We start from the raw sequence: 26,482 nt of genomic DNA, 5'->3' as shown, positions 1-26,482 counted from the left end.
GCATGGCAGGGCGAACTCCCTCTCCCCTGGGGGGAGAGGGTTGGGGTGAGGGGGTGCCAACCTCACCGTTTTGTTCTTCCCCTCACCCGGATGCTGCGCATCCGACCTCTCCCCAGAGGGGAGAGGTGAAGGAGCTGCGCGTGACCGAACGTCAAACCGAAGAGTTCTCCTTCAAGCTGCTCGCCGAAGACGGCGCGGCCCGGCGCGGCGAGATCGCGACGCCGCGAGGCGTGATCCGTACGCCGGCCTTCATGCCCGTGGGCACAGCCGCGACGGTGAAGGCGATGTTCCCGGAGACCGTGGAGGCGACCGGCGCCGATATCATCCTCGGCAACACCTATCACCTGATGCTGCGCCCCGGCGCGGAGCGGGTCGCCAGGCTCGGCGGTATCCACCGCTTCATGCATTGGGAAAAGCCGATCCTCACCGATTCCGGCGGCTATCAGGTCATGTCGCTCTCCAAGCTGCGCAAGATCACCGAGGAGGGGGTCGCCTTCCAATCTCATATCGACGGGTCGAAGCACATGCTGACCCCGGAACGGGCGGTCGAGATCCAATGCCTCCTGGGATCGGACATCCAGATGGTGCTCGATGAATGCACCCCTTTCCCGGCGACCCGGGACGAGGCGAAGCATTCGCTCGATCTTTCCATGCGCTGGGCGGCGCGCTGCAAGACGGCCTTCGCCGAGATGGCCAAGCCCGGCCAGGCGCTCTTCGGCATTGTTCAGGGGAGCACCTATCCGGATCTGCGGAAAGAGAGCGCGGACGCTCTCGTCGAGATCGGCTTTCCGGGTTATGCCATCGGCGGGCTCGCGGTCGGCGAAGGTCACGAGACCATGGTCGAGATGGTCGAGATCACCAACCAGTTCCTGCCCAGGGACAAGCCGCGCTATCTCATGGGGGTAGGGACCCCGCAGGACCTCGTCGCGGCCATCGGCAAGGGCGTCGACATGTTCGATTGCGTGATGCCGACCCGATCGGGTCGCCACGGCCAGGCTTTCACCTGGGCGGGGCGCTGCAATCTGCGCAACAGCCAATATGCGGATGACGACACGCCGCTCGATTCGGAAAGCGCCTGTCCCGCGGCGCAGTATTCCCGCGCCTATCTCCACCACCTGATGAAATCGGGGGAGATCCTCGGCGCCATGCTGCTGAGCTGGGCCAATGTCCATTTCTATCAGGAGCTCATGGCTCGGGCGCGCGAAGCGATTGAGGCGGGCAACTTCGACGATTTCGCAAAAGAATTGGGCCGGCGCTATGAAGCCACCGGCCCAGGAGAGAAGTCGTAGTAGAGGTCGTCAAAGAGCGAGTCGTAAGGGGTTAGGCCTGCTGGCCGGGTGCTGCCTCGACCACGCAGCTCTTCACCCGCCACTCGCCGGAGAGCTGCTGCTCTACATGGAACTTGGCGAGCCAGCTGCGACCGTCATCGTCGGTCAGCAGAACCTGCTGCAGGGCCGCGCCGCTTTCCTGCTCCAGCCCGACGAACGCGAAGCTCTTGGTTTTCACGATAGGCGGGGCATCGGTGGCGACGCTGCGCATGAAACGCTGCGGCTCCGAGAAGAAGCGCTGGGCCTGAGGCGCGAGATTGGCAAACGCCATATTGGCATCGCCCATGGCCAGCGCCTTCAACTGCTCGCGCACCGTGTCCTGAATCCCATCGCGCATATCGGCGGACAGCTCGAAAGCTTTCGGCGCGTCGTTTGCGTCCGGGTTTTTCGGAACGACTGTGACATTGGGGGTGGTGTCGGAAGGCATTCGCATGGCCACGGTCACGCTTTCCTGCATGGCACGAGCGTAAATGTCTTGAGCAGCGGAGGGCGCCTGAACCGCGGTCATCGCGCCGGCGAAGGCGAGCGCGGGAATAGCGAGCTTGGCGAAATGTTTTGGCAGCGCAGCGATCATGTTTGTCATTCAGACGTCTCCTTCAACGTCGCGAATTCAACGTCGTCTCGAATCCGTGCCCCGTCCCCCTTTCTGCAGGTAAGAACTGCCAAACCGCCCGAGAGTTTCCTCCCGGGCGTTCATGGTAAACAAAAGTTAAAGACGGTTTCCGGTAAATCGCGGAATTCCGCGCTTATTGCGGGGCGATATCGGCCGCAGCCTCGCCTTCATTCTTGCCCGCGGAACGCTCCCGCCAGATCAGGTAGAGGCCGGAGAGGATGACGACCGCGCCGCCCGCCAGAGTCCACCAGGTCGGAATATCGCCGAATACCGCATAGCCGATGATGGTGTTGGAGAGCAGCCCCACATAGATGAACGGCGCCAGAACCGGCGCCTGGGCCCGGCGATGGGCCAGGATCAGCAGCCAATGGCCGCCGCCGCCCCAAAGGCCGAGGGTGGCGAGCAGGAGCCAGGTGAACCCGTCCGGAGGCATTTCCCACGCGAGCAGGGCGAAGGGCATGGCGAGAACGACGCCAGCCAGCGGCGAATAGAACTGGGTGACCTCGGCTGGATCGTAATGGGCGAGGTAGCGGGTCCAGATGCTGTAGAGGGACAGGCAGAAGGTCGAGATCAGGGTGAGGCTGGCCGCCCAATGGATGCCGCCGAGCCCCGGGCGGATCACGATCAGCACGCCGATAAAGCCGACCATGATTGCCGCCAGACGCCGCCACCCGACCCATTCCCCGAGAATCGGGCCTGCCAGTCCCGCCACGATCAGCGGGCCGAGGAAGAAGATGGTCACGGTCTGGTCGAGCTGCAGATAGCGCAGGGCGAAGAAGTTGAGCGCCGTCGCCCCGAACATGAATAGGGACCGGAGGATCTGGTGAAACGGCTTCTTCGTCTTGAAGGGCGAGACCGTCGCGATGGGCCAAAGCACCAGCGAGGTGAAGATGGCATGCGCGGTGAACCGCACCCAGACGACCTCCGCCACCGGCAGGCCCTCGGTCACCAGATATTTCGCCGTGGAATCGAGCAGGGAGAAGCTGACCACCGCGCCGATCATCAGCGCAATCGCGATCATCCGGTGGCGCGGGCCTTCGAACCCCTCGGAGAGCAGACGCTCCGCCATGGTTTAGGCGGAACCGTTCATGGGACGAGCGGTTGGATCGAAAATCATGACGCGGCTTCGTCTGGCATGGTAGGGGCGGGGCACCGTAGCGTGTAAGGATCAGACGACATCTGCGGATGAGACGACTTCTGAGGATTGGACAACATGGCGGATATCCGCTCGATCATTGCCATTGGACAAAGCGGCCAGCTCGGCCTGGAAGGAAGGCTACCCTGGGAAGGAAACCAGGGCAGGGAATATAAGGCCGATGTCGCCCGGTTTTTCGACGTGACGCGAGGTCATGTGCTCATCGCCGGGCCGACGACGATCGGGGCGGTTCCGGATTGGGCCTATCGCGACCGGACCATCTTCGAGATCCGCTCCCATATGGACCCGGAAGAGGTTTTTGCCAAATTCCCGAACCGGATTGTCTATGTCGGCGGCGGTCCGCCCGTTTGGGACGTCTACGCACCCTATATCCAGCATTGGGATATCAACCGGCTGCCTTACGACGGCGAGGCCGATCGCTGGTTCAATCCCCAATGGCTCACCCAGACGAAGTAACGCGTCCGCGCCACGCACGTGCGCAGCCGTCTCGCGGCGGCCGGCGGAAAAGTGGAAGGCGGGGCCGGTAAGCCCCGCGCAAATCCCGTTCTACACTTACGGAGAGACGTCCGGCTGCTGATCGTCCGGTCCCGGCTCTGCTTCGTTGTCCGCATCGGAGCTGGAGTCGACATCCACGTCGACATCGGGCACCGACACTTCGCCGACCGTCATGATGCATTCCATCCAGCCGGCCTCGCCCCACTGGCAATCGTTCCGCTCATGCTGAACGATGACCAAGGCCACGATGATAACAATCAGTAGTATAAGTACGCGCATTACAAGCACCCTCCCTTGTTCGCAGCGCAGGATAGACTACGGCCCCATAAAGGAGAAGCGCGTCGGAACCATGAATATGAGCTTGTGGGCAACTCGCCGAACGGCGCTGAACTCGCCCTAGAGCCCATAATAATCGCGGTACCAGGCCACAAAGCGCTCCATGCCGACCTCAAGCGGTATCTCGGGCCGAAAGCCGATGTCCCTCTGTAAGTCGTCGATATCGGCATAAGTCACGGGCACGTCGCCGGGTTGCATGGGCAGGAATTCTTTCACCGCTTCCTTGCCCGTCGCCTTCTCAATGCAGGCGATGTAGTCCATCAGCGGGACGGGATTGTTATTGCCGATATTGTAGATTCGGTAGGGTGCCGACGAGGTCGCCGGGTCGGGCATATCTCCCGACCAGTTGGGATCGGGCGCAGCGATCCTGTCCGTCGCATGCACCACCCCATCGATGATGTCGTCGATATAGGTGAAGTCGCGCGCATGCTTGCCGTTATTGAAGACCTGGATCGGCTGGCCTTCCAAGATCCGCTTTGTGAAGATGAAGGGCGACATGTCCGGCCGCCCCCAGGGGCCGTAGACCGTGAAGAAGCGCAACCCCGTCACCGGCAGCTGATAGAGATGGGCATAGGAGTGCGCCATCAGCTCATTGGATTGCTTGGTCGCCGCATAAAGGCTCAAGGGATGATCCACCGGATCGTGCACGCTGAACGGCGTCTTGGTATTGCCGCCGTAGACGGAACTCGAGGATGCGAAGACGAGATGGGCGACCTCGTTCTGGCGGCAGCCTTCGAGCACGTTCAGAAAGCCCACGAGATTCGACTGGGCGTAGGCGTGGGGATCTTGCAGGGAATGACGCACGCCGGCCTGAGCCGCGAGATGGATCACTCGCTCGGGCCGCGTCTCCGCGAACAGTGCCTCCATCCCTTCGCGGTCGGCGAGATCCAGCTTGTGGAAGGTGAAGCCGGGCTGCCCCTCGAGCTGGTCTAGTCGTGCTTCCTTAAGAGAGACATCATAATAATCGTTGAGGTTATCGAGACCGATCACCTCGTCCCCGCGCGCGAGCAGCGACTTGGCCGTATGGAAGCCGATGAAGCCCGCCGCGCCGGATACCAGGATTTTCATCGGCACGCTCCCGCCTTGAAGCTCATGAGATCATTCATGCGTCTATCTGAAGCCGCCGCACTCTATCGGCGGACGCTCACCCCCGATACCCTTCAACCGATTCGCATGCGGAATAACGGGTCGTGACGCCAGATGTCGACACCATAGTTATCGGCGGCGGCGTGGTCGGGCTGGCGATTGGCCGCGCCCTGGCCGACGCCGGCGGCGAGGTCCTGCTGCTGGAGCGCCACGACTCTGTCGGCAGCGAGGCGAGCTCGCGCAACTCCGAGGTGATTCACGCGGGGCTCTATTATCCGCCCACCTCCTTGCGCGCTCATCTCTGCGTGGACGGGCGCCGGAAGCTATACGCCTATGCCGAAGAGCGGGGCGTTCCCTATCGACGCTGCGGCAAGCTCGTGGTGGCGACATCCGCCGCCGAAATCCCCAATCTGAAGATGCTGAAGGTCAACGCCACCCGCAGCGGTGTCGACGAGCTCCTGGAGCTGACTGGGCACGAAGTGCGGGCCATGGAGCCCGATGTCCATTGCGTGGCGGCGCTTCTCTCGCCGTCCTCGGGCATTATCGACAGCCACGCCTATATGGCGGCGCTCGAGGGCGACCTCACCGAGAAACGCGGGCAGGTGGTGCTGAACACCCAGGTCGACCGGGTGAACCGCCGCGGCGATTTCTACGAGATCGAGACCTCAGAAGGAGGCAGGCCCTATTCGGTAACCTGCCGGCGCGTCGTGATTGCCGCCGGGCTGGACAGCTCCCGTCTCGCCCGGGGGCTATACTATCCGCGCGATTACGATGTCCCGCGGACCTATCCCGCCAAGGGGCATTACTTCGCCTATTCCGGCGCAAACCCCTTCAACCACCTCATCTATCCCATGCCGAGTGGCGCTTGGCTCGGGGTCCACGCGACCCTCGATCTGGGCGACCGGCTGAGATTCGGCCCCGACAATCAGTGGGTCGACCGGGTGGATTACAATTTCGATGAGGAGGGCGGAGCCCGCCAGCAGCGCTTCGAGCAGGCGATCCGCCTCTACTGGCCGAATCTGCCCGAGGGGTCGCTGCATCCCGACTATGTCGGCATCCGCGCCAAGATCTATCCGGAAGGAGCGCCGGCCGCCGATTTCAGGATCGACGGGCCGGAGACCCATGGGCTGCCAGGTCTCGTCTCGCTCTTCGGTATCGAGAGCCCGGGGCTCACATCCTCATTGGCCATCGCCGAGCATGTGAAGGGCTTGCTGGAGCAGGGGGCGAACGGGCCGGCCTATTAGAGCGAAGTCCCTAAAGCTGTATCAGAGAGATTTCATGGCGCTGCGGACCGCTTCGATCACCCGCGCCTGATCGTCCTGTTCCAGATAGGGGTGCATGGGCAGGCTCACCACCTCGCCGCAAAGGCGGTCGGTGACGGGCAGGGCGCCGCCGGCCCGCGGATAATCCGCATAGACCGTACGGAGATGAATGCCCTTTAGATAGTGGATGGCGGTCGGAACGTTCATGTCCTTCAGCGCCGCCACCAGCTTATCCCGCAGACCCGATTTGATCTTGAGGGTGTATTGCGCCCAGGCGGACTGAAGCCCGTCCGCAACCACCGGCGTCACGACGTTCTCGAGATCTGCGAAGCCTTCGTTATAGGCTGCAGCCACCCGATCGCGGGCGTCGATCTCCTCGGGGAAGATCTTCAGCTTCTCGATCAGGATACCGGCCTGCATGGAGTCCATGCGGCCGTTGAGGCCGACGATGGGATTGTCGAAACTCTTGGTCGATGCGCCGTGATTGCGGATCGAATGGAGCGTCTCTAGAAGGCTTTCGTCGTCCGTGAAGATCGCGCCGCTATCGCCGTAGCCACCGAGCGGCTTGGCCGGGAAGAAGCTGGTCGCCGTGCCGAAGCCGAACGTGCCGACTTTGCGGCCGTGGCGGCTGCCGCCAAAGCCTTGCGCGGCATCGTCCAGCACCCACAGACCGTTCTCCTTGGCGAAGGCTTCGATGGCGTCGTAATCCGCCGGAAGCCCGAACAGATCGACCGCGACGATGCCTTTCGGGGTGAGGCCGGCCGCCTTGGCCGCCTCGACCGCCGCCGGAAGCTGAGCGGGATCGAGATTGAAGCTTTCTTCCTCGATGTCGATGAAGACCGGCGACGCGCCCAGAAGCGCGATCATCTCCGCCGTCGCCGTGAAGGTGAAGGAGGGGCAGATCACCGCATCGCCTGGCCCGATCTCCTTGGCCATGAGCAGCATCAGAAGCGCATCGGTGCCGCTGCCGCAGGCGACCGTGTATTTGGCGCCGCAGAAGGTCGCGAGATCCTCTTCTAGCTCCGTGATCTCCGGCCCCATGATGTATTTGCCGTGATCCAGCACCCGCATCAGCGCCGCCTCGACCTGAGGCCGGATGCGCTCCTGCTGAGCGGCGAGATCGATAAAGGCGAGCGGCTTGGAAACGCTCTCGGAACGATCGCGGGCTTTAACGTCAGTCACGGTCATGGTTTCGATCCCCGTTGGAATGCGGCGCGCGCCGGCAGAAGCCGCCTGCGGTTCGCCCATCGCTGCGTCGCCGACAAGATGTGGCAAGCTCTTGTGCCCGAAATGAGGAGAATTTGAGAGGCCCGTCCGACCATCCACCCCTGCGGAACGGCTCGATTGTCGGACGCGATTCCTGCACAACTCGATTGCACCGGGCAAGGCCGTTTTTTGCCGCTTCGGCGGCGTTTTGACACGGTCTATTCGGTGCTTGGCCGAACGTGAGACCAGCGGGGCCGATGCGGTCCAAGCAAATGTCGACTTTTGCGCCCCGATGGGAGAGTTTCGGCCCATGTCTGACATGTCTGAGACGTCGTCCCGGCCGACACTGATCTATCCCATGGGGAAGACCCGGCAGGTCGAGATCGCGGCCGATGAAGAGTGGCGGGAGAGGCTTCCAGTGCCGCTTTCCCTCGTTGTGACCGTCATCTGCCTGCCACTCATGCTACGATATCGTCTGTTCCGGAATGGAAAGCCGGAAACCGCGGTTCAGCCTGCGGCACACGGCCGTTGAGGACGATCTTGTCATTCTGCACCGCACACAGTATCGGAGGCTCAGTTCGACTGGAGCCGAGGGCGCTATGAAAATTTGCATGCTTGGCGCGGGCTATGTGGGGCTTGTCTCCGCGGCCTGCTTTGCCGATTTCGGGTGGGACGTCGTTTGCGTCGACAAAAACCCCGACCGGGTGAACGATCTGAACGAAGGCCGCATGCCGATCTACGAGCCTGGCCTGGACGATCTGATCGAGCGCAACGTGAAGGCGGGCCGCGTCCGCTTCACCACGGAACTGGCCGAGCCGGTGAAGCAGTCCGAGCTGGTGCTGCTCGCTGTCGGCACCCCCATGCGCCGCGGCAACGGTTATGCGGATCTCAGCTACATCTTCGAGGCGGTGGAGGAGATCGCCCCGCACCTGAATGACGGCGCGGTGATCACCACCAAATCCACCGTCCCCGTCGGCACCAGCCGGGAGATCGAGCGCCGCCTGCGCGAGCTTCGCCCCGACATCGATTTCGCCGTCTGCTCCAACCCGGAGTTCCTGCGCGAAGGCTCCGCCATCCGCGACTTCATGTATCCGGACCGCGTCCTGGTCGGCTGCGATTCCCCGCGGGGCCAGGAGGTGATGGAAGCGCTCTACAAGCCGCTTTCCTTGCGCAGCGCGCCGGTGATGTTCGTCGAGCGGGAATCGGCGGAGCTCGCCAAATACGCCGCCAACGCCTTCCTCGCCATGAAGGTCAGCTTCATCAACGAGATCGCCGATCTCTGCGAGAAATTGAATGCCGATGTGCAGCAGGTCGCCGACGCGATCGGCGCCGACAAGCGTATCGGACCGAAATTCCTTCACGCCGGTCCCGGCTATGGCGGCTCGTGCTTCCCGAAGGACGTCTCCGCCCTGATCCGCACCGCCCGCGAAGCAGAAACCCCCGTGACCCTGGTGGAGCAGGTCGACCGGGTGAACAACGAGCGGAAGATCAGCATGGCGCGCCGCATCCAGGCGGCGGCAGGCGGAGAGCTGCGCGGAAAGACCGTCGCCGTGCTCGGCGTGACCTTCAAGCCGAACACCGACGATATGCGCGAGGCCCCGAGCCTCGTCATTCTGCCCATGCTGCAGGATCGCGGCGCCGAGATCCGCGCCTACGACCCGGAGGCCTCCAAGGATGCCGAGGAGCAGCTCCCAGGCGTCACGTGGTGCGATGGCGCCATGAAGGCCTGCGGGGGCGCCGATATCCTTCTGGTCCTCACCGAATGGAATGAGTTCCGCGCTCTGAACCTGAAAGCGATGAAGAACGCTATGCGCGGCGACGTGCTGGTCGATCTCCGAAACGTCTACACGGCCGATGCAGCCGAAGACGCTGGTTTCACCTATCACGCCGTCGGCCGCCCGACCGGCATCGTCGCCCGCGAAGACGCGGAAGCCCAGCAGGAGAGGGTGGCCGCCGCCGGCGCGCCCGAGACCCTCGTGGGGGCAGGGGATTAACGAGCCGAAATCAGCTTCGAGAGGCGCAACCATGATCAGCGCCGTCATCCCAGCCTATAACCGGGCCCGCACCATCGGCCGGGCCATCGACAGCATCGTGGCCCAGACCCGTGCCGTCGATGAGATCCTCATCGTCGACGACGCCTCCACCGACGATCTCGCCGCGGCGCTTGAGCCATACGACGAAACCGTCCGGCTGGTTCGCCATGAGAAAAATCGCGGAGCGTCAGCGGCCCGGAACACCGGCATCGCCGAAGCCAAGGGCGATATGATCGCTTTCCTCGACAGCGACGATGTCTGGACGCCCGAAAAGATCGCCAGGCAGATGGATTTCATGGCGGAGGCCGAGGTTTCCGCTAGCTGCACCAATTTCAAGGTTATTCCGCCGGGCGAAGAGAGCGGAAAGCCTGCATGGCGCCCCTATGACGAGATCCTTGATCTGACCGATCTCGTCTGGGGCTGCTACGTCTCGCCGGGCTCCACGCTGCTTTGCCGCAGAAGCGTTCTGCAAAAGGTCTCCGGCTACGACGTGAGCTTCCCCCGCTACGAGGATTGGGACCTGCTGGTGCGCATGGTCCGCCAGGAAGGCAAGATCGGCTTTCTGAACGAGCCCCTCGCCACCGTCTATCTCGGCACACACCTCTCGCCCGAGGCCGCGGAGGGCGGCCTGGAGCGCATGGAGGCGAAGCATTGGAACGAGCTGGCCGGTGATGGTTTCGGCAGCCGGTTCCAGTCAGCCCTGGCTTTCAATCTCGCCTCGGTCCGCCGGTTGGAAGGGGATTACGGCAGCATGCTACTGGAGCTCGCCCGCTGCTATTGGCTCTATCCCATTGGCAACTGGCCGCTGCGCGTGATCCTTCGGGACCGCTTCCGGCGCCGCTGACTGCGCGAGCAATCAATATCCGGAATGGCGTCCGCGCCACTTTAGTCCAAGCGCCAGAGCCTGGGGCAGCTTAAGGGCCCAGCCGCGATCGGTCTCGGAAAGATCGCGCCGGATGTCCGCGGCCCGGTCTGAATCGCCGATTCCCTGCAGATGACGCACGGCCTTCATGCCTTCGAAGGCCCGCCAGCAGAGCAGCACCTGCGACCGTTTGCGATCCGCCCCCGGCAACAGGCGGCTTGCGAGGTCCAGATGCTCTTGCCAGATACGCAAGCGCGTGGCGCTATCGCCCGCAAGGGAGCTGGACCCGCCATGGGCGCGATAGAGATAGAGCGGGGCCTCAATGGCTTGGGACTTCGGTTTTTCCGCCAGCACGCGCCACAGCAATTCCCGGTCGGCCCCGAGCCCCATGCCGGGATCGAAAACGCCGACTCGGTCCAGCAGAGAGCGTCGAAAGAACCGCGCATTGATCACCGGCACGCCGAACAGCAGGCTGGCGGCGGTCATCCGGTGGCGCGGCCAGGGAAGCTGGGAGGTCTCTTTGCCCGCCGCATCGATCATGATGCAGCCGCCGGTGACGGCATCGAGTTCGGGATCGCCGGCGAAGGCCTGAGAGACTTGCACCAGAGCGTCCGGAGCCAGACGGTCGTCGGCGTTCAGGATGCCCACGATCTCGCCCTGGGCCGCGGCGAGCCCCCGGTTCATCCCGTCATAGATGCCGGTATCCGTCCCATCCAGGATCGTCGGACCGTGAGACGCGGCGCGCGCCAGCGCCAGCGTGTCGTCTGTCGAGCCGCCATCGGCGACGATGTGCTCGACGTTTTCGTAGCCTTGCGCCTGCACGCTCTCCAGCGTCGCGCCGAAGAACCGTCCGGCATTCAGCGTCGGCGTGACGAGGGATATGGAGAGGGGGTTGGACATATCGGGTGACGGGTTTGGCAGCGGCTGCCGCCAGGCTTGCTAGGCTTGAGACGCTATCGACAAACGCGCCCCTAAGTGTGGCCCTGTGAAATATGTCCGCGCGCCTCGGCCAGAGCCTGCTCCAGCGGGACCTTCTCAAAGACCGTCAGGGCGCCGTCCCGGGTCGCATCGACGATGCGGCGGGAATCCGCCTCGTAGACCTCCCGGGCCATCTGATAGGAAATCTCCGACTGCTCCAGATCTGGCAGGTTCCAGCGGACGCCCGGCCCGAAATAGTCCTTCGCGAAGTGGTCGACATCGTGCTTGTCCTGGACCACTTCCAGATGGGCCGGGCCGGCCTGGGCAAACCGATGGTCCACGCCGACCAGGATCACGGACGTGAACCCCATGAAATAGGCGATCTGCATGGCGGCGAAGGTCACGGTCGCGCCCGGCCAGACGCCGTTACGCACATCCTTGAAGAAGCGCTCCTGCCAGCGGGCTTCGATGAAGACGACGTTGTCCCGCCCGTCGAACAGATGGTGATACTGCCACGGCACGAAGACGGGGCAGGGAAGGGCTGCGAGCTCATCGTGAAACTGCTCGATCACCAGGTCGTTGACCGCGACCGCGTAGGTCGGCGTCATCCCGTCCTCGTTCCATTTCAGATAGCCCCGGTTGAGGCAGAAGGTCGGGATGCCTTCGAAGTCGGAAAGATCGTGGGTCGCCAGGCTCGGCCCGTTGCCGAGGATCACGCACGTCTCGCCACGATGGATGCCCCGCATGGCGGTCAGCCGCTCCAGGGAAGCCCGAAACTGGGGATGACGCCGCTCCTGCCGGTGCGCCAGGTGCTGCAGATGGGCGGCGAGCGCCGGGCGCAGCCCGCGCGGGACGATCGCACGGCCGATCGCGCGCAAGGGAGCGGGCAGCTCAGTGGCGAAAGGCAGTTTCATGAGCGGATGCACATCCCGGCTGAGATCCGAAGGCCTGATCGAGGAATGCGCGCAGCATTACCGGCCTCGCGCGACCTTGTCTATCGGCGGCACGTTAGCGGGGAGCGGACGGCCACATCCGGGCCAAGATGGCCCGCTAAGCCATGGACCCATAGCAGCGTGTTGACAGTCGCCGCGCGAAAGGGCACGAGATCAGGTGCATTGGCCGTCGCATCCGGCCGATTTTGGGGGATTTGAATGAAGGTCTCGATCGTCATCCGGGCCTATAACGAGGACGAGCATCTGGAGAAGCTCCTGCTCGGGCTCTCCGTGCAGTCTCCCAAGCCCCACGAGGTTATCCTCGTCGATTCCGGCTCAACCGATCAGACGGTCAATATCGCCCGCCGCTACGGCGTGAAGATCGTCCCCATCGAAAAATCGGAATTCACCTTCGGCCGCGCCCTGAACTATGGCTGTGAGGCCGCTACCGGCGATATTTGCGTGTTCGCCAGCGCCCATGTCTATCCCGTCTTCGACACCTGGCTGGAGAGCCTCGTCGCGCCGTTCGCTGACGAGCGCGTCGCGGTCAGCTATGGCCGGCAGATCGGCAACGAGCTCAACAAGTTCTCCGAGCACCAGATCTTCGCCCAGTGGTTCCCGGAAGACTCCATGTGCCCGCAAGGCACTTATTTCTGCAACAACGCCAACTGCGCCATCCGCCGGTCGGACTGGGAGAAGCATCCCTACGACGAGAGCCTGACAGGCCTGGAAGATCTCGCTTGGGCAAAAGCGGCGCAGGCCCGAGGGTCGTGGGTGGCCTATGTGGCCGATGCGATGATCGTCCATGTGCACGACGAAAGCTGGGAACAGGTCTTCACCCGCTACCGTCGCGAGGCCATCGCCATGCGGGCCATCGACGACCATGCCCATTTCACACGGCTCGATCTCGCCGGGCTGATGGTGCGCAACATCGGATCCGACTGGATGGAGGCGTGGCGCCAGGGCGTGCTCCGCAAGGAGTTCGGCTCCATCGTGATGTTCCGCTACAACCAGCTCACCGGCACCTATCGAGGCTTCAACGATCCGCCCGAGATTTCCGCCGCGCTCAAGACGCGGTTCTACTATCCGAAGAGCCCCCATGAGCGGCGCCTGGCGCAACGGGAGAAGTCCCGCCATGCCATTCGCTACGAGGATCTGCCCCGGCGCCATACCCGCCCGGCGGACGATGCTCCGGAAGGCTCCGAGGACACCCCACCACCCCTCTCGGCAGCGGCCGGCCGCGGCGCAGCGCCGAAACTTCGCGTATTGAACAGGGACGAGTAATGGCGCGGCATCAATTGGTTGCGCTGATGCCCATGCGGCATTCCTCTGAGCGCGTTCCCGGAAAGAACTATCGGCCCTTCGGCGACGGGCGCCCGCTCTTCCACCACATGGTGGACGTGATGCAGGCCTGTCCGCAGATCGACCAGATCGTCATCGACACGGATTCGCCCGACATCGCGGCGCAGTGTGCCGAGAAATATCCGGACGTCGTGATCCTCGACCGGCCGGAACACCTCTTGGGTGGCATGACGCCCATGAACGATGTGCTGCTGCACGATATCAGCGAGGTGGAATCTGAGTTCTATCTCCAGACCCATTCCACCAACCCGCTGATGACCGTGGAGACCCTGAACAAGGCCATCGAGACGTTCTTCGCGAACTATCCCATCTACGACAGCCTGTTCTCGGTGACCCGTGTGCAGACCCGCTTCTGGGACAGCCTGGCCCGGGCCATCAACCACAATCCGAACATCCTGATCCGCACCCAGGATCTGCCGCCGTTCTACGAAGAGAATTCCTGCGTCTATATCTTCGAAGGGAAGTGCATGCGGGAACGGCATAACCGGATCGGCCTGCGCCCCTACCTGTTCGAGATGGAGCGTCTGGAGGCACAGGATATCGACGAAGAGATCGATTTCCGGATTGCCGACCTGATCTTCAAGCAGACCCGCGGCTAGGGAAGACCCCATGCCCAAAGCCTTGCTCTCCTGCCTGCACCTGCAGCGCAATTTCGAAGATTTCCGCCATATCTACGAGGAGGCGGGGGTCGAGCCCGTGCTGCCCGAGGTGGCCGGGCAGCAGCTCGCCGCGGACGAGATGCGCAAGCACATCGTCGGCATGGACTGCGTCATCGCCGGCGACGACGAGATCGACGCCTCCGTTCTCGATGCCGGCAAGGAAAGCGGCCTGAAGGCCGTGATCAAATGGGGCATCGGCACCGACAGCATCGATAAGCCCCATGCGAGCCGCATCGGTATCCCGGTCTTCAACACGCCTGGCGTCTTCGCCAACGAGGTCGCGGATCTGGGCCTGAGCCTGTTTCTGAACCTGACCCGCGGCACTCATCTGATGCACAATTCGATTGCCGAAGGGGGCTGGCGAAAGATCGAAGGGCGTTCGCTGACAGGCCTCACCGCCGGCGTGCTGGGGCTGGGCTCTATCGGCCTGGCCATCGCCGACCGTGCCCGCTCCTTCGGCATGCACCCGGTCGGGTACGATGTGCGCCAGCTCAGCGACGAGGAACTCGGCCGCCACGCCATCGAGCAGCTTCCCCTGGACGACGTCCTGGCGCGTGCGGATGCGCTGTTCGTCGCCTGCAATCTGACGCCTGAGAACAGACACATGCTGAGCCGCGAGGCCTTCGGTAAGATGAAGCCAGGCGCCTATATCGTGAATGTCGCCCGCGGGCCGCTGATCGACGAGGCGGCGCTGGCGGACGCCCTCCAGTCCGGCCATATCGGCGGGGCGGGGCTCGATGTCTTCGAAAACGAACCGCTTCCGGCCGACAGCCGCTTGCGGACATTCGAAAACTGCGTGTTTTCCACCCATAATGGGTCTAACACCCGTGAGGCGGTCGCCAGGATCAATCAGATGACGACGGAGATCCTGCTCCACGTCCTAGGATTGGCGGAGGCCACCTTCGAGCCGAACCGCGTCGCCTAAACCATCGGAGCAGCCATGGCGGAGGCACAAGCAAGCTATCCGAGCCTGAAGGGCAAGGGCGTCGTCGTCACCGGCGGGGCCAGCGGAATCGGGCGGGCCATTGCCGAGAGCTTTGCGGAGCAGGGCGCCCGGGTCGCGGTTCTCGATATGGACGAGAAGGCCGGCAAGGCGCTCGAGGATTGGCACAGCGACTTCATTCGCTTCTTTCCCACCGATGTGTCCGATACCGGACGTCTCGCTGAGGCCATCGGCGAGGCAGCAAAGACCTTCGGACGCCTCGATATCCTGGTGGCCAATGCCGCCAACGACACCCGCCACACCATCGAAGAGCTGACGCCGGAGCTTTGGGACGAGGCGATGGCGGTGAACCTGAAGCACCAGTTCTTCGCCGCCAAGGCCGCGTTCCCGCATCTGAAGAAGAGCGGCGGCTCGGTGATCTGCATGGGCTCCATCTCCTGGCTCAACAACACCACTGGCATGCCGGCCTATACGGTCGCCAAGGCAGGCATTCACGGGCTGGTGCGGACCCTGGCCGTGTTGTGGGGTGAGCATAAGATCCGGGTGAACGCGGTGCTGCCGGGCTGGACCATGACCGAGCGCCAGCAGACGCTCTGGGTGGATGAGGCAGCCGAAGCGCTCATGGACGAGGCCCAGGCGCTGCCGGGGCGCGTCATGCCCCACGACATCGCCAATGCGGTGCTGTTTCTGGGATCCGATCAGGCCGCCATGATCACCAAGCAGGCCATCGTCGTGGATGCAGGCTGGGTCTGAGGCGAGCCGGTCTCGAAGGCCGGGCGCGGGCTACGCGCTCATCCGCGCCGTTTCGATATTCTCGCAGAACCAGGCATAGGTCTGCTCCAGCCCTTCGCGCAGCGTGTATTTCGGCCGCCAGCCCGTGGCGAGTAGCTTCGACGCATCCATCAGCTTGCGCGGCGTGCCGTCGGGCTTGCTCGGATCGGTGACGACCCGTCCCTGAAAGCCGACCACGTCGCTCACGAGCTCCGCCAGCTCCAGGATCGGAATGTCGTTTCCGGTCCCGACATTGGTGTGCTCATCGCCTGAATAGGTCTTCATTAGATGGACCATGGCATCGGCGGCGTCGTCTACATGGAGGAACTCGCGCCGGGGCGAGCCCGTGCCCCAGACCGTCAGGGTGGAGGCGTGGGTCCGCTTGGCCTCGTGGGCCTTGCGGAGCAGGGCCGGGATGACGTGGCTCTTCTCCAGGTCGAAATTGTCGCCTGGGCCGTAGAGATTGGTGGGCATGGCGGAGATGAAGTCCGCCCCATGCTGGCGCCGATAGGCCTGGCATAGCTTGATGCCGGCGATCTTCGCCACCGCATACCACTGGTTGGTGGGCTCAAGCGGCCCCGTCAGAAGCGCGTCCTCGCTCATGGGCTGCGGGACGAGCTTCGGATAGATGCAGGACGAACCGAGAAACAGCAACTTCTCCACCTCTTCCCGGTAGGCGGCCTCGATGACGTTCGCCTCGATCATCAGGTTGTCGTAGATGAAATCCGCCGGGTAGCTGTCATTGGCCAGGATGCCGCCCACGGTGGCTGCGGCCAGGAACACCGCATCGGGCTTCTGCTCGGCCATCCAGCCGCGCACCCCGGCCTGATCCCGCAGATCAACCCTGTCGCGGCCCACGGTGAGGACCTCGCAGTCCTCGCACTCAAGCCGCCGGATGATCGCAGAGCCCACCATGCCCCGGTGGCCCGCGACCCACACGCGCTTGCCGGCGAGATCGTATTTCTGCTTAGCCGCCATTCCTTAGACCTTGCCCTAGACCTTGCCTTTGTAGCCGAACTTGTCGGCCACAGCCTGCCGCTCCTCGTCGGAAAAGAACGCCCGGAAGTACTTTAGCTGAAAGCATTCCTCAATATAGGCATCGCGGATTTGGTTCGGCGCCGCAACCAGGCGCTCGTAGGTTTCTCGATACCATTTGTTTTTGGCCTCGTTCGCCCTGTGCAGCGCGATGGGCGTTCCGAGGAAGTCGCTGATGATCTCAGACTTCCGCTCATCTGTGGCGCTGGTCTTGATGATCACCACATCGAACTGCCCCTTGCTGAAGCGGAAATGGTCCGCGGAGCGGTCATGCTCCTCGGCGAAGACGTCGATCCCCGTCACCGGATTGAAGTCTCGGGTGAACCAGCGATCGGGGGTCGAGACGTGATACTTCCGCAAGGCCTCCAGGATCGCGTCTTCGTCGCCGGCCAAGCGTGGCGACATATTCTGGAAAACGGCCGAGATGTTCCGACTGACCGGCTCGCGGATCAGCGAGATGATCTTGAATCGCTTGCGCGCGCGAATCTGCTGCAGAACCTCGAAAGCCTCGGTGAGATGCTTCGGCAAGCGGACGCTGCCGTCCAGCTTGCTGAACAGCGCCGCCACATGGCCGGCCAGGGTCCTCGGCTGCCGTTTCCGAAGCACGATGGGGGTCAAACGCTCCACGATACGGGTGGGTTCAAGCCTGTGGACGTCAGCACACGGAATGCCGTGGGCGAGGATGGAGCTCGAGACGGAGGTCGAGGCGACCTTTCCCATCGTGTACACGGCGACCCTGGTGTCGCTGTCTAAACTCAATCTGCCACTCCTTTCGACCATGCCGACGTCACGCGCCACGTCACGATTCCAAGCTCACGACGACCGGCCGAGCCCGACATCGGTAACTTCGAGATAGGGTCCCAGGGTTGGATTGAACTCGGCAATCGCCCTTTTTACCTCGCCCAGACCGCGCCGCTTCGCGGCCTCGAGGATCCATCCCGCCTGATCCGCATCCAAATCGTCGTCGAACGCGAAGGGACGTCCCTTCCGGAAGAACATGCCCGGACCCGTCGACTTCTTCGCATCGAACTTCGTAGCCTCGACCGCATGATCCCGCGTTTCCTCAGAGAGCTCCAACTGGAGAAAATCGAACAACGCGCCGGCCGCCGCGGGCGTGTCCTCGCTGAGATATTCGTAGGCCGTCACGAAGTAGTTGATAGGGGACCGTCGCGGCGCATGCATCCAGTAGTGGTGATAATCCACTGTGCTGCGGATGACGAGATCCCCGTTGCAGCGCAGGAAGCTTTCGATGTCGCCGTGGAAGCGCGAAAGCCGGACCTGGTGATGGTAGAGCGACACGACCACATCGCGGATGTCGCGAATGATGTTGCAGATCTTGATGCCCGGTGTCGATAGGAGACGCCCCTGAAGCCTGGCTTGCTGGGCAAGGGAAAACTGTTGCTTCACCCGGCGATATGGGCCCAGCAGGAGCCCCTTGGAATCGGCTTCCTTTTCGAAGAGCGGCGCGGGGCTGGGCCAGTGCTGCTTGGTTGCGAAGTTCTCGGCCTGAGCTGGAAGGATCTCAATCGCATCCTTCAGGAGTGCGGTATCGACGGATTGGTTGTTCCAGTCCTGATCCTGAAACGCCTTCGGAAGGGGTGAGAAGGACCGCGTCTCCCGGATGAGCTGGAAGATCCACGTGCTCCCGCTCTTCGGTGCGCCATTGGCGATCACCCACATTGCGGGAAGCTCCTGAAGGGCGCGAGGCCCGATCGCTTGAAATTAGGGGAGGTGCAGGTCGCGAAGGCTTCGCCCGTGTCGCGTCCCGTGATCGCCTCGTCCGTCGTGCTCGTCATCAGCCGACCTGTGAACTTTCCGACTGTAAGCGGGCTGGCACCCGGAGGTTAGAGACCCAGATCGGTCTGCTGCAGATAGGGCCGGAGCGCCGGATTGAACTCTGCAATGGCCTGTTTGGCTTGCTTGAACCGATACTTCGACGCCAGATCCAGAAGATACTGAGATTCGGCCTCGCTGATTTCGTCGGCGAAACCGAACGCCTGGCCTTTCCGGAAGAAGCTTTCCGGCCCCGTGCTCGTCTTGTTTTCAAAGCGGCTGCCTTCGATGGCCGCCTTCCTTTGCGCCTCATCGAGAGGCAGCCCGACGAAATCGAACAGCTCGCCGCCCGCCTTCAGATCGTCGGCGCTCAGATATTCGTACGAGGTGATGTAATAAGTCTCTTCGTTGGAATAGGGCGAATTGATCCAGTGCGTGTGATAGTTTGCAGTATTCCGGACGTATAGCTCTCCGTTTTCTTTGACGAAGGCGCTGATGTCCTTGTTGTACTTCCTGAGGCGAACTTGGTGGTGATAGCGGGAGACCACCACGTCGCGAATATCACGGATGATGTTGCAGACCTTGATGCCGGGATACTTCAGCAGATCGTCGTGGGAATCGCTCCAATGCTGTTTGGTCGTGTAGCGCGTCTCGACGGCGCCGAGCTCCTTGGCGCAATCGTCGACATACTCGTCGGCAACGGACTCATTCCGCCAGGCGCTGTTCTGATAGGCGTCAGGCAGCGGAGAGAACAGATTCGTTCTCTTCAGCAACTGGAAGATCCAGGTGCTGCCGTTCTTCGGCGCACCATTCGCGATAACCCACATCCCAGATGTCCTCTTAGACACTAGCCGCCGGCAGGGCTAGTCCGTGCGATTCTTGCGCCAATGCTCGCGCTCGATGAGCGCCCGGTCGGCGGCGACCATCTCGCTGACGAGCTGCTTGAAGGGCGTCTTCGATTCCCAACCAAGTTTCTCGCGGGCCTTGGTGGGATCGCCGAGGAGCAGATCCACCTCGGTCGGCCGGAAGTATCTCGGATCGATCTGGACCAGCACGTCGCCGGACGAAGCATCCTTGCCGACTTCATCGACCCCAGAGCCCTCCCAGGCGATCTCGCGGCCCACCTCGGCGAACGCAAGCTCGACGAATTCGCGCACCGCATGGGTCTCGCCCGTGGCGAGCACGAAATCATCCGGCTCGTCGTGCTGAACGATCCTCCACATGCCTTCGACATAGTCCCGGGCGTGACCCCAGTCGCGCTTGGCGTCGAGATTGCCGAGGAAGATGCTGGACTGCAGCCCGGCTTCGATGCCGGCCACCGCCCGGGTGATCTTGCGTGTCACGAAAGTCTCGCCGCGCATGGGGCTCTCATGATTGAAGAGAATGCCGTTGGAGGCGTGGATCCCGTAAGCCTCGCGGTAGTTCACGGTGATCCAGTAGGCGTAGAGCTTGGCCGCCGCGTAAGGGGAGCGCGGATAGAAGGGCGTGGTCTCCTTCTGGGGTGTCTCCTGGACCTTACCGTAAAGCTCCGACGTGGAGGCCTGATAGAAGCGGACGGTCTTTTCCAGTCCCAGGATGCGCAGAGCTTCCAGCATACGCAGCGTGCCGATGGCGTCGGCATTGCCGGTATATTCCGGGGTCTCGAAGCTCACCTGCACGTGGCTCTGCGCCGCCAGATTGTAAATCTCGTCAGGCTTGGTCTCCTGGATCAACCGGATGAGATTGGTGGAATCCGTCAGATCGCCGTAGTGCAGGAAGAAGTTGGTCTCATGCTCGTGGGGATCTTCGTACAGACTGTCGATGCGCTCGGTGTTGAACGAAGACGAACGGCGCTTGATGCCGTGGACCTCGTAGTTCTTGTCCAACAGAAGCCGGGCCAGATACGCCCCGTCCTGGCCGGTGATGCCGGAGATCAAGGCGACCTTCTTCTCACTCATAAAACCACGCCTTTTCGCCTTTTGAGGAGGTTTCCAATCTGGACCATGCCCCTAGATTTGAGCATCTGCCCCCGATGAGGTCTCGCGACCAAAGGTTGCCTATTACCGGCCTTGCGGTGAGATTGCAATTGCCACAGTCCGTGCAGCGTACCGTGCGGCGCAATCTTGGCGAAATCCGAAACCGGAAAGCGACATCGCCGAAATTTTCTGTCCCATGGGTCCTTCGAAAGCCGAATTTATGCTTTCTAGGAGAGACGGTTCCGATAGGCAGAACCGCGAAACGCCAAGCGGGTAGGGAGAGCGCTAAGCTGCACCATGTTTGAGTCTGTGAAGCAGGTTGTAACCGACTGGCGCAACCAGCGCGAGTATATCGCGACTGTTCGGACCCTCCCGACCCAGGACGAGATCTTTCTACCCACCGAGAGGCTGTCTCCCAGGCAGCGTCTGGACGGCATCCGTCGCGTCTCCGCGATCTATGACCAGCTGGACACCGTCTACCGGGACAAGCTCCGCGCGCTGAGAGAGCAGTACAAGGGAACCAAGCGCTGCTTCGTCATCGGCAACGGCCCAAGCCTCAATCGGACCGACCTCTCCGTGCTCAAAGACGAGGTGACCTTCGCTGTCAACGGATTCTTCCTGAAAACCCGCGATCTCGATTGGCTGCCGACTTTCTACGTGGTGGAGGATCATCTCGTTGCAGAGGATCGCTGCGAGTGGATCAACGCCTTCGAAGGCCCCACAAAGCTCTTTCCGGCCTATCTGGGGTATTGCCTGGACGAGGCGGACGACACGATCTTCTTCAACCACCAGGGGCGCGTGAGTTTCCCCCACGGGTTCGACTTCTCCACGGACGCTGCAGAGATCACCTACACCGGCTGCACCGTGACGTTCACCTCTCTCCAGCTGGCGGCCTATCTCGGCTTCGAGGAGATCTACCTGATCGGCGTGGACGCCAGCTACGACATCCCCAAGGACGCCCAGAACAGCACGGCATACAAAGTCGGCGTCCTGGATATGAAGTCCGACGATCCCAACCACTTCAATCCGGATTATTTCGGCAAGGGCTTCCGCTGGCACGACCCCCAGGTCGATCAGATGCTGGGCGCCTATGAGGAGGCCAAGCGCATCACCGACGATCTCGGCCAGACGATCTACAACGCCACCGTCGGCGGCATGCTCGAGGTCTTTCCGCGCCGGGACTACGTCGACCTGTTCGACGACGTGAAGAGTCCGGAGGAGATGGATGCGCTCGACGCTGAGGCCGAAGAGGCGGACGCGGAGAGCGCTGCGGACGAAGCCTTTGCCGAACAGGCCCCGCGGCTTCTGGTTTTCGATATCACCCGCTGCGGCGACGGCACCGCCACCGGCGAGGTGAAGGCGAATCTGCTGGCGGGCTGGCCGTCCGATCGCCTGCTGCAGGTCTATAACCATAACGGCCGGGAGGTCGGCCTGGCCGATGGGCTGGACCCCGACACAGGCCGGCAGGCAAGCGCCGAAGAGGTGCGCAGGGCGATCGCCGCGTTCCGCCCCGACCTGATCCTCTACCGTCCGGTGCCGGACGTGCCGCATCTCCACGCCGTCGCCATGGAGAGCATCGACCGCTACCGGGTGCCGCTCGTCACCTGGATCATGGATGACTGGCCGAGCCGGGTGAAGAACGACGATCCCGCCCAGTACGAGATTCTCGATGCCGATTTCTGCGAACTGCTCGATCAGTCGGCGATGCGCCTTTCCATTTGCGATGCCATGTCCGAGGCCTTCGAAGCCCGCTACGGCCATAGCTTCCAGGCCTTCGCGAACGGGATCGATCCCACCGAGTGGCCGCGGCCGCGAACCCGCCCGCCGGGGCCTCTGACCATTCGTCATGTGGGCTCGCTTGCCGACAATATGCGGGCCGCCAGCGTGCTGCAGGTCGCAGAAGCCGTAGAACAGCTCGCCGAGGAAGGGCTTCCTGTGCGGTTCGAGATCAAGACCCGGGCGGGGTGGGCCAACAAGGTCGGACGCTATTTCAACGTTTTCGGACACACCCGCCTGATCACCGACGAGATGAGCGCCGCCGAATACCGCGAATGGCTGCGCGACTGCGACGTCAGCCTCGTGGCCTATAATTTCGACGGCGAGTCCCTCGACTATGTCCGCTACAGCATGGCCAACAAGCTGCCCGAATGTTTGGCGAGCGGCACCGTCGTCTTCGCATTCGGTCCGCGCGGCATCGCCACCATGGATTACATCGCCGAGAGCGACGCGGCGGTGGTGGTCGACGAAAACGATATCGAGGCCGTGAAGTCGGCACTCCGGGACCTGGCCGACGATCCGTTCTTGCGCTTCGACTACGCGGAGCGCGCCCAGAGCGTTGCGTTCTCCCGCCACCGCCTGGCGAATCTGAGGCAGGGATTGCGGGAGGTGATGCTGACAGCCGCATCAAGTGCCACACGCCCCATGCCTCGCGAGATCATGGCTGAGGTCGACGAAAAGGCCGTCCTCGACAAGCTTCTCGCAGGCGACTCTAGAGATGTCGTGAGCATCGCGGGCAGGGACGAGGCCTTGGGATATCTGCAGAAGCGCGCCGGCGAAGCCCAAATGCCCGCCGGCGTCATAGTCGGGGGCGGCCACGCGAACCCCCTCGGGCGCGAGGACGTCAAGGCGCTCCGCGATGCGTTCGCAGACGCAGGTTACGCCGTCTATCTCAGCGAGTGGCATCCCCAAGAGGGCGCCCGTCCTGCCGCGTGGCGCCAGGTGCACGAAGCCGTGCACGGCATGCCTGGAATGCTGGAGGCGAGCGGAACGGTCCGGCTTCTGGCGTTCGCAGGCGATCCGGGATTAAAGGCCGTGGAGACGGCGTTCGCCTCCCAGCTGCGTTTTGCCCAGGAGCGGATGCTTTACAGCGTAGCGCCACCAAAACCCCGGCCGGCGACCTCGACCGTGGCGCCGGTCCGAACACGCCGCACCACATCGGCGCCGGCCGTCTGGGATGACTCCAGCGCAGGCACGCGGCTTTACGATGCCTGGTATCGCCTGACGGACAGGGTGTTCGCGTTCATCGGCTGGTTGCGGGAAGCGATGCGGATCTATCCCGCCCCATTCATGATCATGGGAGCCGTTCTTCTCGTTCCACTGATCGCCGCCTTTATCCCGGCATTCGAGCCTTACGGAGGGGTGCTCCTCCTGTCGGCGCTCTTGCTGTTCCTCGCAGGCCTCGGCGGTCTCGCTGCGTTCTTCTACGGGCGCCGGATGGCGGCACTCCCGAGCGGGTTCGACTCCGCACTCAATACAGTCCGATCGAAGTTCAAGCGGTGAGGTGGGCGTCGTGAGCAAGCCAATAAACGCGGAGCAGGGCGGCGAAATACCCGAGCGGCCGAGCCGATGGCGGGTCGCCTGCGAGACCCGCGCCGTCTTGGGAGAGTCGCCCCTCTACGACCCCCGGGATGGCAAAATCTGGTGGGTCGATATCAAGGGCTGCCGGCTTTGGGCCTATGAGCCCGGCACCGGATCCTCTGCAGGCTGGGAGCTGCAGACCCGCGTCGCCTGCATTGTCGTGCCCGACACCACATGGCCGGAAGACCGGCAAGGAGCCGGAAGCTTCCTCTGCGCCTGCGATTCCGGTTTCGCTTGGCTCACGGTCGCCGGAGACGCGGTCTCACTGGACGTGATCACCGATCCCGAGCCCGGCCTGCCGGGAAACCGCTTCAATGACGGCAAGCTCGGCCCCGACGGCCGTTTCTTCGCTGGCACCATGGATGACGCTGAAGAAGAGGCGACGGGGACCCTCTACGCCTTGTCGCCGGACGGAAGCATCGCCGTGATCGACCGCGATTACATGGTGCCCAACGGCCCGGCGTTTTCCCCCGACGGGCGCGCCATGTTCGTCAACGATTCCGCCAAGGGGCGCACATATCGCTTTGCGCTCGGTGCAAATGGCGAGATCGGCGAGCGGAGCCTCTTCCGCCAGTTCGGCGATGGGGAGGCCGCTCCCGATGGAATGACCACCGACGCGCACGGGAACCTCCTAGTCGGCCTCTGGGGCGGCTGGGGCATCGCGATCCTGTCGCCCGAAGGAGCGCTGCAGGGGAAGATTCCGCTGCCGACGGCTCAGATCACCTCATGTGCTTTTAACGGCGAGAATGGGAGCCGCCTTTATGCGACCTCCGCCGCTATAGGTCTCGAGCCCGAGGACCGGTACGCCGGGAATCTCTTCGCGATAGATTTGCTTTAATGAAATGGTCGTCTGTGAGATGAAGCTAGCTCGAAGGGGCGAGTCCGGCAGCGACCGCGCCGCTGAGTGTCGAAGGTAACCTGCGCTAATCATGATTATTTTGCCGATTATTCTTTCTGGCGGAGCAGGGACCAGGCTCTGGCCCTTATCCCGGTCCCTCTATCCCAAGCAGTTCTTGAAACTCGTTCCCAATGACGAGCGCAGCCTTCTGCAGGCGACCCTGTCGCGCCTCCCAGAGGAGGAAGGCTTCGCCGCGCCTATGGTGATTTGCAACAACGACCACCGGTTCCTGGTGGCCGAATCCGCCGCCGAATTTGGGGTGCGGACCAGCGAGATCATTCTGGAGCCGGTTGGCCGCAACACCGCGCCGGCCATCGCCGTGGCCGCCTTTGCAGCGCTTGCCACCGATCCGGATGCGATCCTGGTCGTCATGCCCAGCGATCACGTCATCACCAGCGAAACCGGGTTCCGGGCAGCCATCGCCAAGGCGGTCGAGGTAGCGGCAGACGGACGGCTCGTCCTGTTCGGCATTACGCCCGATCGTCCTCATACGGGCTACGGCTACATCCGCAAAGGCGCGCCGCTGGAGACCGGCGAGGGCGCCTTCACGGTCGACCAGTTCACCGAGAAGCCCGACGCTGATACGGCGGAAAGCTATCTGGCGGACGGCAACTATTTCTGGAACAGCGGCATCTTCGTGCTTCATGCCCGCACCTTCTTGGACGAGCTTTCCCGTCTCCAGCCCGACATCGTCGAAGCGGCGAAGGCGGCGTTCGAAAACGCTCACAAGGATCTCGACTTCCTGCGCCTTGACGAGGAGAGCTTTGCCGCCAGCCCCGGGATCTCCGTCGACCACGCGGTCATGGAACATACGGACCGGGCGGCCGTCCTGCCCATCGATGTCGGCTGGAGCGATGTCGGGTCGTGGTCTTCGCTAGCGGAGCTTGGCGAAAGCGACGAGGCCGGCAATGTCGTGGCGGGCTTCGCCGCCCATCCGAACCAAGCGGTGCTGCACGACACCCGCAACTGCTACGTCTACTCGACGCGCTCTCTCGTTTCCGCCATCGGCCTGGAAGATGTGGTGATCGTCGAGACGCCGGACGCGCTGCTCGTGACCGACAAGTCGCGCGCCCAGGATGTCGGCCAGATCGTCGAACGGCTGAAACGAACCGACGGCCGTCATCACGAGCAGCATCTGCGCAATCATCGTCCCTGGGGCTTCTTCGAGCAGCTCAATCTGGGCTCCCGCTTTCAGGTCAAGCTGCTCCACATCAAGCCGGGCGGCACCCTGTCCATGCAGATGCACCACCACCGGTCCGAGCATTGGATCGTGGTCCGCGGCACCGCCCGGGTGACGGTCGGGACGGACGAGAAGTTCGTGCACGAGAACGAGTCGATCTACATCACGGCGACCCAGTGGCACCGTCTCTCTAACCCGGGCAAGGTTCCTGTCGAGATCATCGAGGTGCAGATTGGGACCTATCTGGGTGAGGACGACATTATCCGCGAGGACGATATCTACAATCGTCAGCCCAGTGAGACGAAGTGAGCGGCCTCAAGCG

The 26,482-nt window shown here is 62.9% G+C and carries 25 protein-coding genes; 13 read left to right on the top strand and 12 right to left on the bottom strand.

Annotation, left to right across the window (positions count from 1 at the left end):
- The first annotated feature begins 140 nt into the window (after positions 1 to 140).
- Complete coding sequence (gene tgt / locus ACFQ2F_RS10175; RefSeq protein WP_379089472.1) at positions 141 to 1,289, top strand: tRNA guanosine(34) transglycosylase Tgt; 1,149 nt, start codon at positions 141 to 143, stop codon at positions 1,287 to 1,289.
- A gap of 31 nt (positions 1,290 to 1,320) precedes the next feature.
- On the opposite strand, the gene ACFQ2F_RS10170 is transcribed toward tgt, so the two are convergent.
- Positions 1,321 to 1,911 (bottom strand): DUF4864 domain-containing protein, encoded by a 591-nt coding sequence (locus tag ACFQ2F_RS10170; protein WP_379089470.1) that lies wholly within the window; start codon positions 1,909 to 1,911, stop codon positions 1,321 to 1,323.
- Positions 1,912 to 2,074: 163 nt separating this feature from the next.
- The gene (locus ACFQ2F_RS10165) at positions 2,075 to 3,010 is read right to left on the bottom strand and encodes a DMT family transporter (RefSeq protein WP_379089468.1); all 936 of its coding nucleotides are present in this window, start codon (positions 3,008 to 3,010) and stop codon (positions 2,075 to 2,077) included.
- Between the two features lie 144 nt (positions 3,011 to 3,154).
- Between ACFQ2F_RS10165 and ACFQ2F_RS10160 the strand changes: the two genes are divergently transcribed.
- Positions 3,155 to 3,553, top strand: a complete 399-nt coding sequence (locus ACFQ2F_RS10160; RefSeq protein WP_379089466.1) for a diacylglycerol kinase — start codon at positions 3,155 to 3,157, stop codon at positions 3,551 to 3,553.
- 96 nt (positions 3,554 to 3,649) lie between these two features.
- On the opposite strand, the gene ACFQ2F_RS10155 is transcribed toward ACFQ2F_RS10160, so the two are convergent.
- Both ACFQ2F_RS10155 and ACFQ2F_RS10150 read right to left on the bottom strand, forming a co-directional pair.
- Positions 3,650 to 3,871, bottom strand: coding sequence for a hypothetical protein (locus ACFQ2F_RS10155; protein ID WP_379089464.1), 222 nt, complete (start codon positions 3,869 to 3,871; stop codon positions 3,650 to 3,652).
- Between the two features lie 117 nt (positions 3,872 to 3,988).
- Positions 3,989 to 4,996 (bottom strand): NAD-dependent epimerase, encoded by a 1,008-nt coding sequence (locus ACFQ2F_RS10150; RefSeq protein ID WP_379089462.1) that lies wholly within the window; start codon positions 4,994 to 4,996, stop codon positions 3,989 to 3,991.
- Positions 4,997 to 5,118: 122 nt separating this feature from the next.
- On the opposite strand from ACFQ2F_RS10150, the gene ACFQ2F_RS10145 reads away from it, so the two are divergent.
- Positions 5,119 to 6,258 (top strand): NAD(P)/FAD-dependent oxidoreductase, encoded by a 1,140-nt coding sequence (locus ACFQ2F_RS10145; RefSeq protein ID WP_379089460.1) that lies wholly within the window; start codon positions 5,119 to 5,121, stop codon positions 6,256 to 6,258.
- 21 nt (positions 6,259 to 6,279) lie between these two features.
- Here ACFQ2F_RS10145 and ACFQ2F_RS10140 read toward each other — a convergent pair whose 3' ends face one another.
- A complete protein-coding gene (locus ACFQ2F_RS10140) occupies positions 6,280 to 7,464 on the bottom strand; it encodes a DegT/DnrJ/EryC1/StrS family aminotransferase (protein WP_379089458.1) in 1,185 nt (394 codons plus the stop codon).
- Between the two features lie 328 nt (positions 7,465 to 7,792).
- Between ACFQ2F_RS10140 and ACFQ2F_RS10135 the strand changes: the two genes are divergently transcribed.
- The 3 genes from ACFQ2F_RS10135 (at position 7,793) to ACFQ2F_RS10125 (ending at position 10,359) form a co-directional block, all read left to right on the top strand.
- Positions 7,793 to 8,014, top strand: coding sequence for a hypothetical protein (locus tag ACFQ2F_RS10135; protein ID WP_379089456.1), 222 nt, complete (start codon positions 7,793 to 7,795; stop codon positions 8,012 to 8,014).
- Between the two features lie 67 nt (positions 8,015 to 8,081).
- Positions 8,082 to 9,476 (top strand): UDP-glucose dehydrogenase family protein, encoded by a 1,395-nt coding sequence (locus tag ACFQ2F_RS10130; protein ID WP_379089454.1) that lies wholly within the window; start codon positions 8,082 to 8,084, stop codon positions 9,474 to 9,476.
- 31 nt (positions 9,477 to 9,507) lie between these two features.
- Positions 9,508 to 10,359, top strand: coding sequence for a glycosyltransferase family 2 protein (locus ACFQ2F_RS10125; protein WP_379089452.1), 852 nt, complete (start codon positions 9,508 to 9,510; stop codon positions 10,357 to 10,359).
- Positions 10,360 to 10,371: 12 nt separating this feature from the next.
- On the opposite strand, the gene ACFQ2F_RS10120 is transcribed toward ACFQ2F_RS10125, so the two are convergent.
- The gene (locus tag ACFQ2F_RS10120; protein WP_379089450.1) at positions 10,372 to 11,277 is read right to left on the bottom strand and encodes a glycosyltransferase family 2 protein; all 906 of its coding nucleotides are present in this window, start codon (positions 11,275 to 11,277) and stop codon (positions 10,372 to 10,374) included.
- 71 nt (positions 11,278 to 11,348) lie between these two features.
- Positions 11,349 to 12,209, bottom strand: a complete 861-nt coding sequence (locus tag ACFQ2F_RS10115; RefSeq protein WP_379089448.1) for a 6-hydroxymethylpterin diphosphokinase MptE-like protein — start codon at positions 12,207 to 12,209, stop codon at positions 11,349 to 11,351.
- A 237-nt stretch (positions 12,210 to 12,446) separates the two neighbouring features.
- Between ACFQ2F_RS10115 and ACFQ2F_RS10110 the strand changes: the two genes are divergently transcribed.
- Genes ACFQ2F_RS10110 through ACFQ2F_RS10095 form a run of 4 tightly spaced genes read left to right on the top strand, consistent with a single transcriptional unit; the run spans position 12,447 to position 15,944 of the window.
- Positions 12,447 to 13,511 carry a glycosyltransferase family 2 protein gene (locus ACFQ2F_RS10110; RefSeq protein ID WP_379089446.1) on the top strand — a complete coding sequence of 355 codons (1,065 nt, stop codon included), beginning with the start codon at positions 12,447 to 12,449 and terminating at the stop codon, positions 13,509 to 13,511.
- Positions 13,511 to 14,188, top strand: a complete 678-nt coding sequence (locus ACFQ2F_RS10105) for an acylneuraminate cytidylyltransferase family protein (RefSeq protein ID WP_379089444.1) — start codon at positions 13,511 to 13,513, stop codon at positions 14,186 to 14,188. The genes ACFQ2F_RS10110 and ACFQ2F_RS10105 overlap by 1 nt, the downstream gene beginning before the upstream one ends.
- A 10-nt stretch (positions 14,189 to 14,198) precedes the next feature.
- A complete protein-coding gene (locus ACFQ2F_RS10100) occupies positions 14,199 to 15,173 on the top strand; it encodes a phosphoglycerate dehydrogenase (RefSeq protein WP_379089441.1) in 975 nt (324 codons plus the stop codon).
- Between the two features lie 15 nt (positions 15,174 to 15,188).
- On the top strand, positions 15,189 to 15,944 hold the full coding sequence (locus ACFQ2F_RS10095; protein WP_379089438.1) for an SDR family NAD(P)-dependent oxidoreductase: 756 nt from the start codon (positions 15,189 to 15,191) through the stop codon (positions 15,942 to 15,944).
- Between the two features lie 30 nt (positions 15,945 to 15,974).
- On the opposite strand, the gene fcl is transcribed toward ACFQ2F_RS10095, so the two are convergent.
- The 5 genes from fcl to gmd all read right to left on the bottom strand — a co-directional run bounded on the left by fcl (position 15,975) and on the right by gmd (position 20,707).
- A complete protein-coding gene (gene fcl, locus ACFQ2F_RS10090; protein ID WP_379089433.1) occupies positions 15,975 to 16,940 on the bottom strand; it encodes a GDP-L-fucose synthase in 966 nt (321 codons plus the stop codon).
- Positions 16,941 to 16,955: 15 nt separating this feature from the next.
- Complete coding sequence (locus ACFQ2F_RS10085) at positions 16,956 to 17,756, bottom strand: putative capsular polysaccharide synthesis family protein (protein WP_379089431.1); 801 nt, start codon at positions 17,754 to 17,756, stop codon at positions 16,956 to 16,958.
- A gap of 54 nt (positions 17,757 to 17,810) precedes the next feature.
- The gene (locus ACFQ2F_RS10080; RefSeq protein WP_379089429.1) at positions 17,811 to 18,677 is read right to left on the bottom strand and encodes a sulfotransferase domain-containing protein; all 867 of its coding nucleotides are present in this window, start codon (positions 18,675 to 18,677) and stop codon (positions 17,811 to 17,813) included.
- Between the two features lie 164 nt (positions 18,678 to 18,841).
- Entirely contained in the window at positions 18,842 to 19,597 is a 756-nt protein-coding gene (locus ACFQ2F_RS10075; protein ID WP_379089427.1) for a sulfotransferase domain-containing protein, read from the bottom strand.
- Between the two features lie 36 nt (positions 19,598 to 19,633).
- Positions 19,634 to 20,707: a GDP-mannose 4,6-dehydratase gene (gene gmd, locus ACFQ2F_RS10070; RefSeq protein ID WP_379089424.1), complete on the bottom strand. Its 1,074-nt coding sequence runs from the start codon at positions 20,705 to 20,707 to the stop codon at positions 19,634 to 19,636.
- 315 nt (positions 20,708 to 21,022) lie between these two features.
- Between gmd and ACFQ2F_RS10065 the strand changes: the two genes are divergently transcribed.
- From ACFQ2F_RS10065 to ACFQ2F_RS10055, 3 genes are all read left to right on the top strand, one after another.
- Positions 21,023 to 24,004 carry a 6-hydroxymethylpterin diphosphokinase MptE-like protein gene (locus ACFQ2F_RS10065; protein WP_379089421.1) on the top strand — a complete coding sequence of 994 codons (2,982 nt, stop codon included), beginning with the start codon at positions 21,023 to 21,025 and terminating at the stop codon, positions 24,002 to 24,004.
- 10 nt (positions 24,005 to 24,014) lie between these two features.
- Positions 24,015 to 24,920 (top strand): SMP-30/gluconolactonase/LRE family protein, encoded by a 906-nt coding sequence (locus ACFQ2F_RS10060; protein WP_379089418.1) that lies wholly within the window; start codon positions 24,015 to 24,017, stop codon positions 24,918 to 24,920.
- A gap of 91 nt (positions 24,921 to 25,011) precedes the next feature.
- Entirely contained in the window at positions 25,012 to 26,469 is a 1,458-nt protein-coding gene (locus ACFQ2F_RS10055; RefSeq protein WP_379089415.1) for a mannose-1-phosphate guanylyltransferase/mannose-6-phosphate isomerase, read from the top strand.
- Positions 26,470 to 26,482 lie beyond the last annotated feature (13 nt).

Source organism: Methyloligella solikamskensis (genome assembly GCF_042676065.1).
Lineage (GTDB): Bacteria > Pseudomonadota > Alphaproteobacteria > Rhizobiales > Methyloligellaceae > Methyloligella > Methyloligella solikamskensis.
This window is presented reverse-complemented; position numbering and strand designations above follow the sequence as displayed.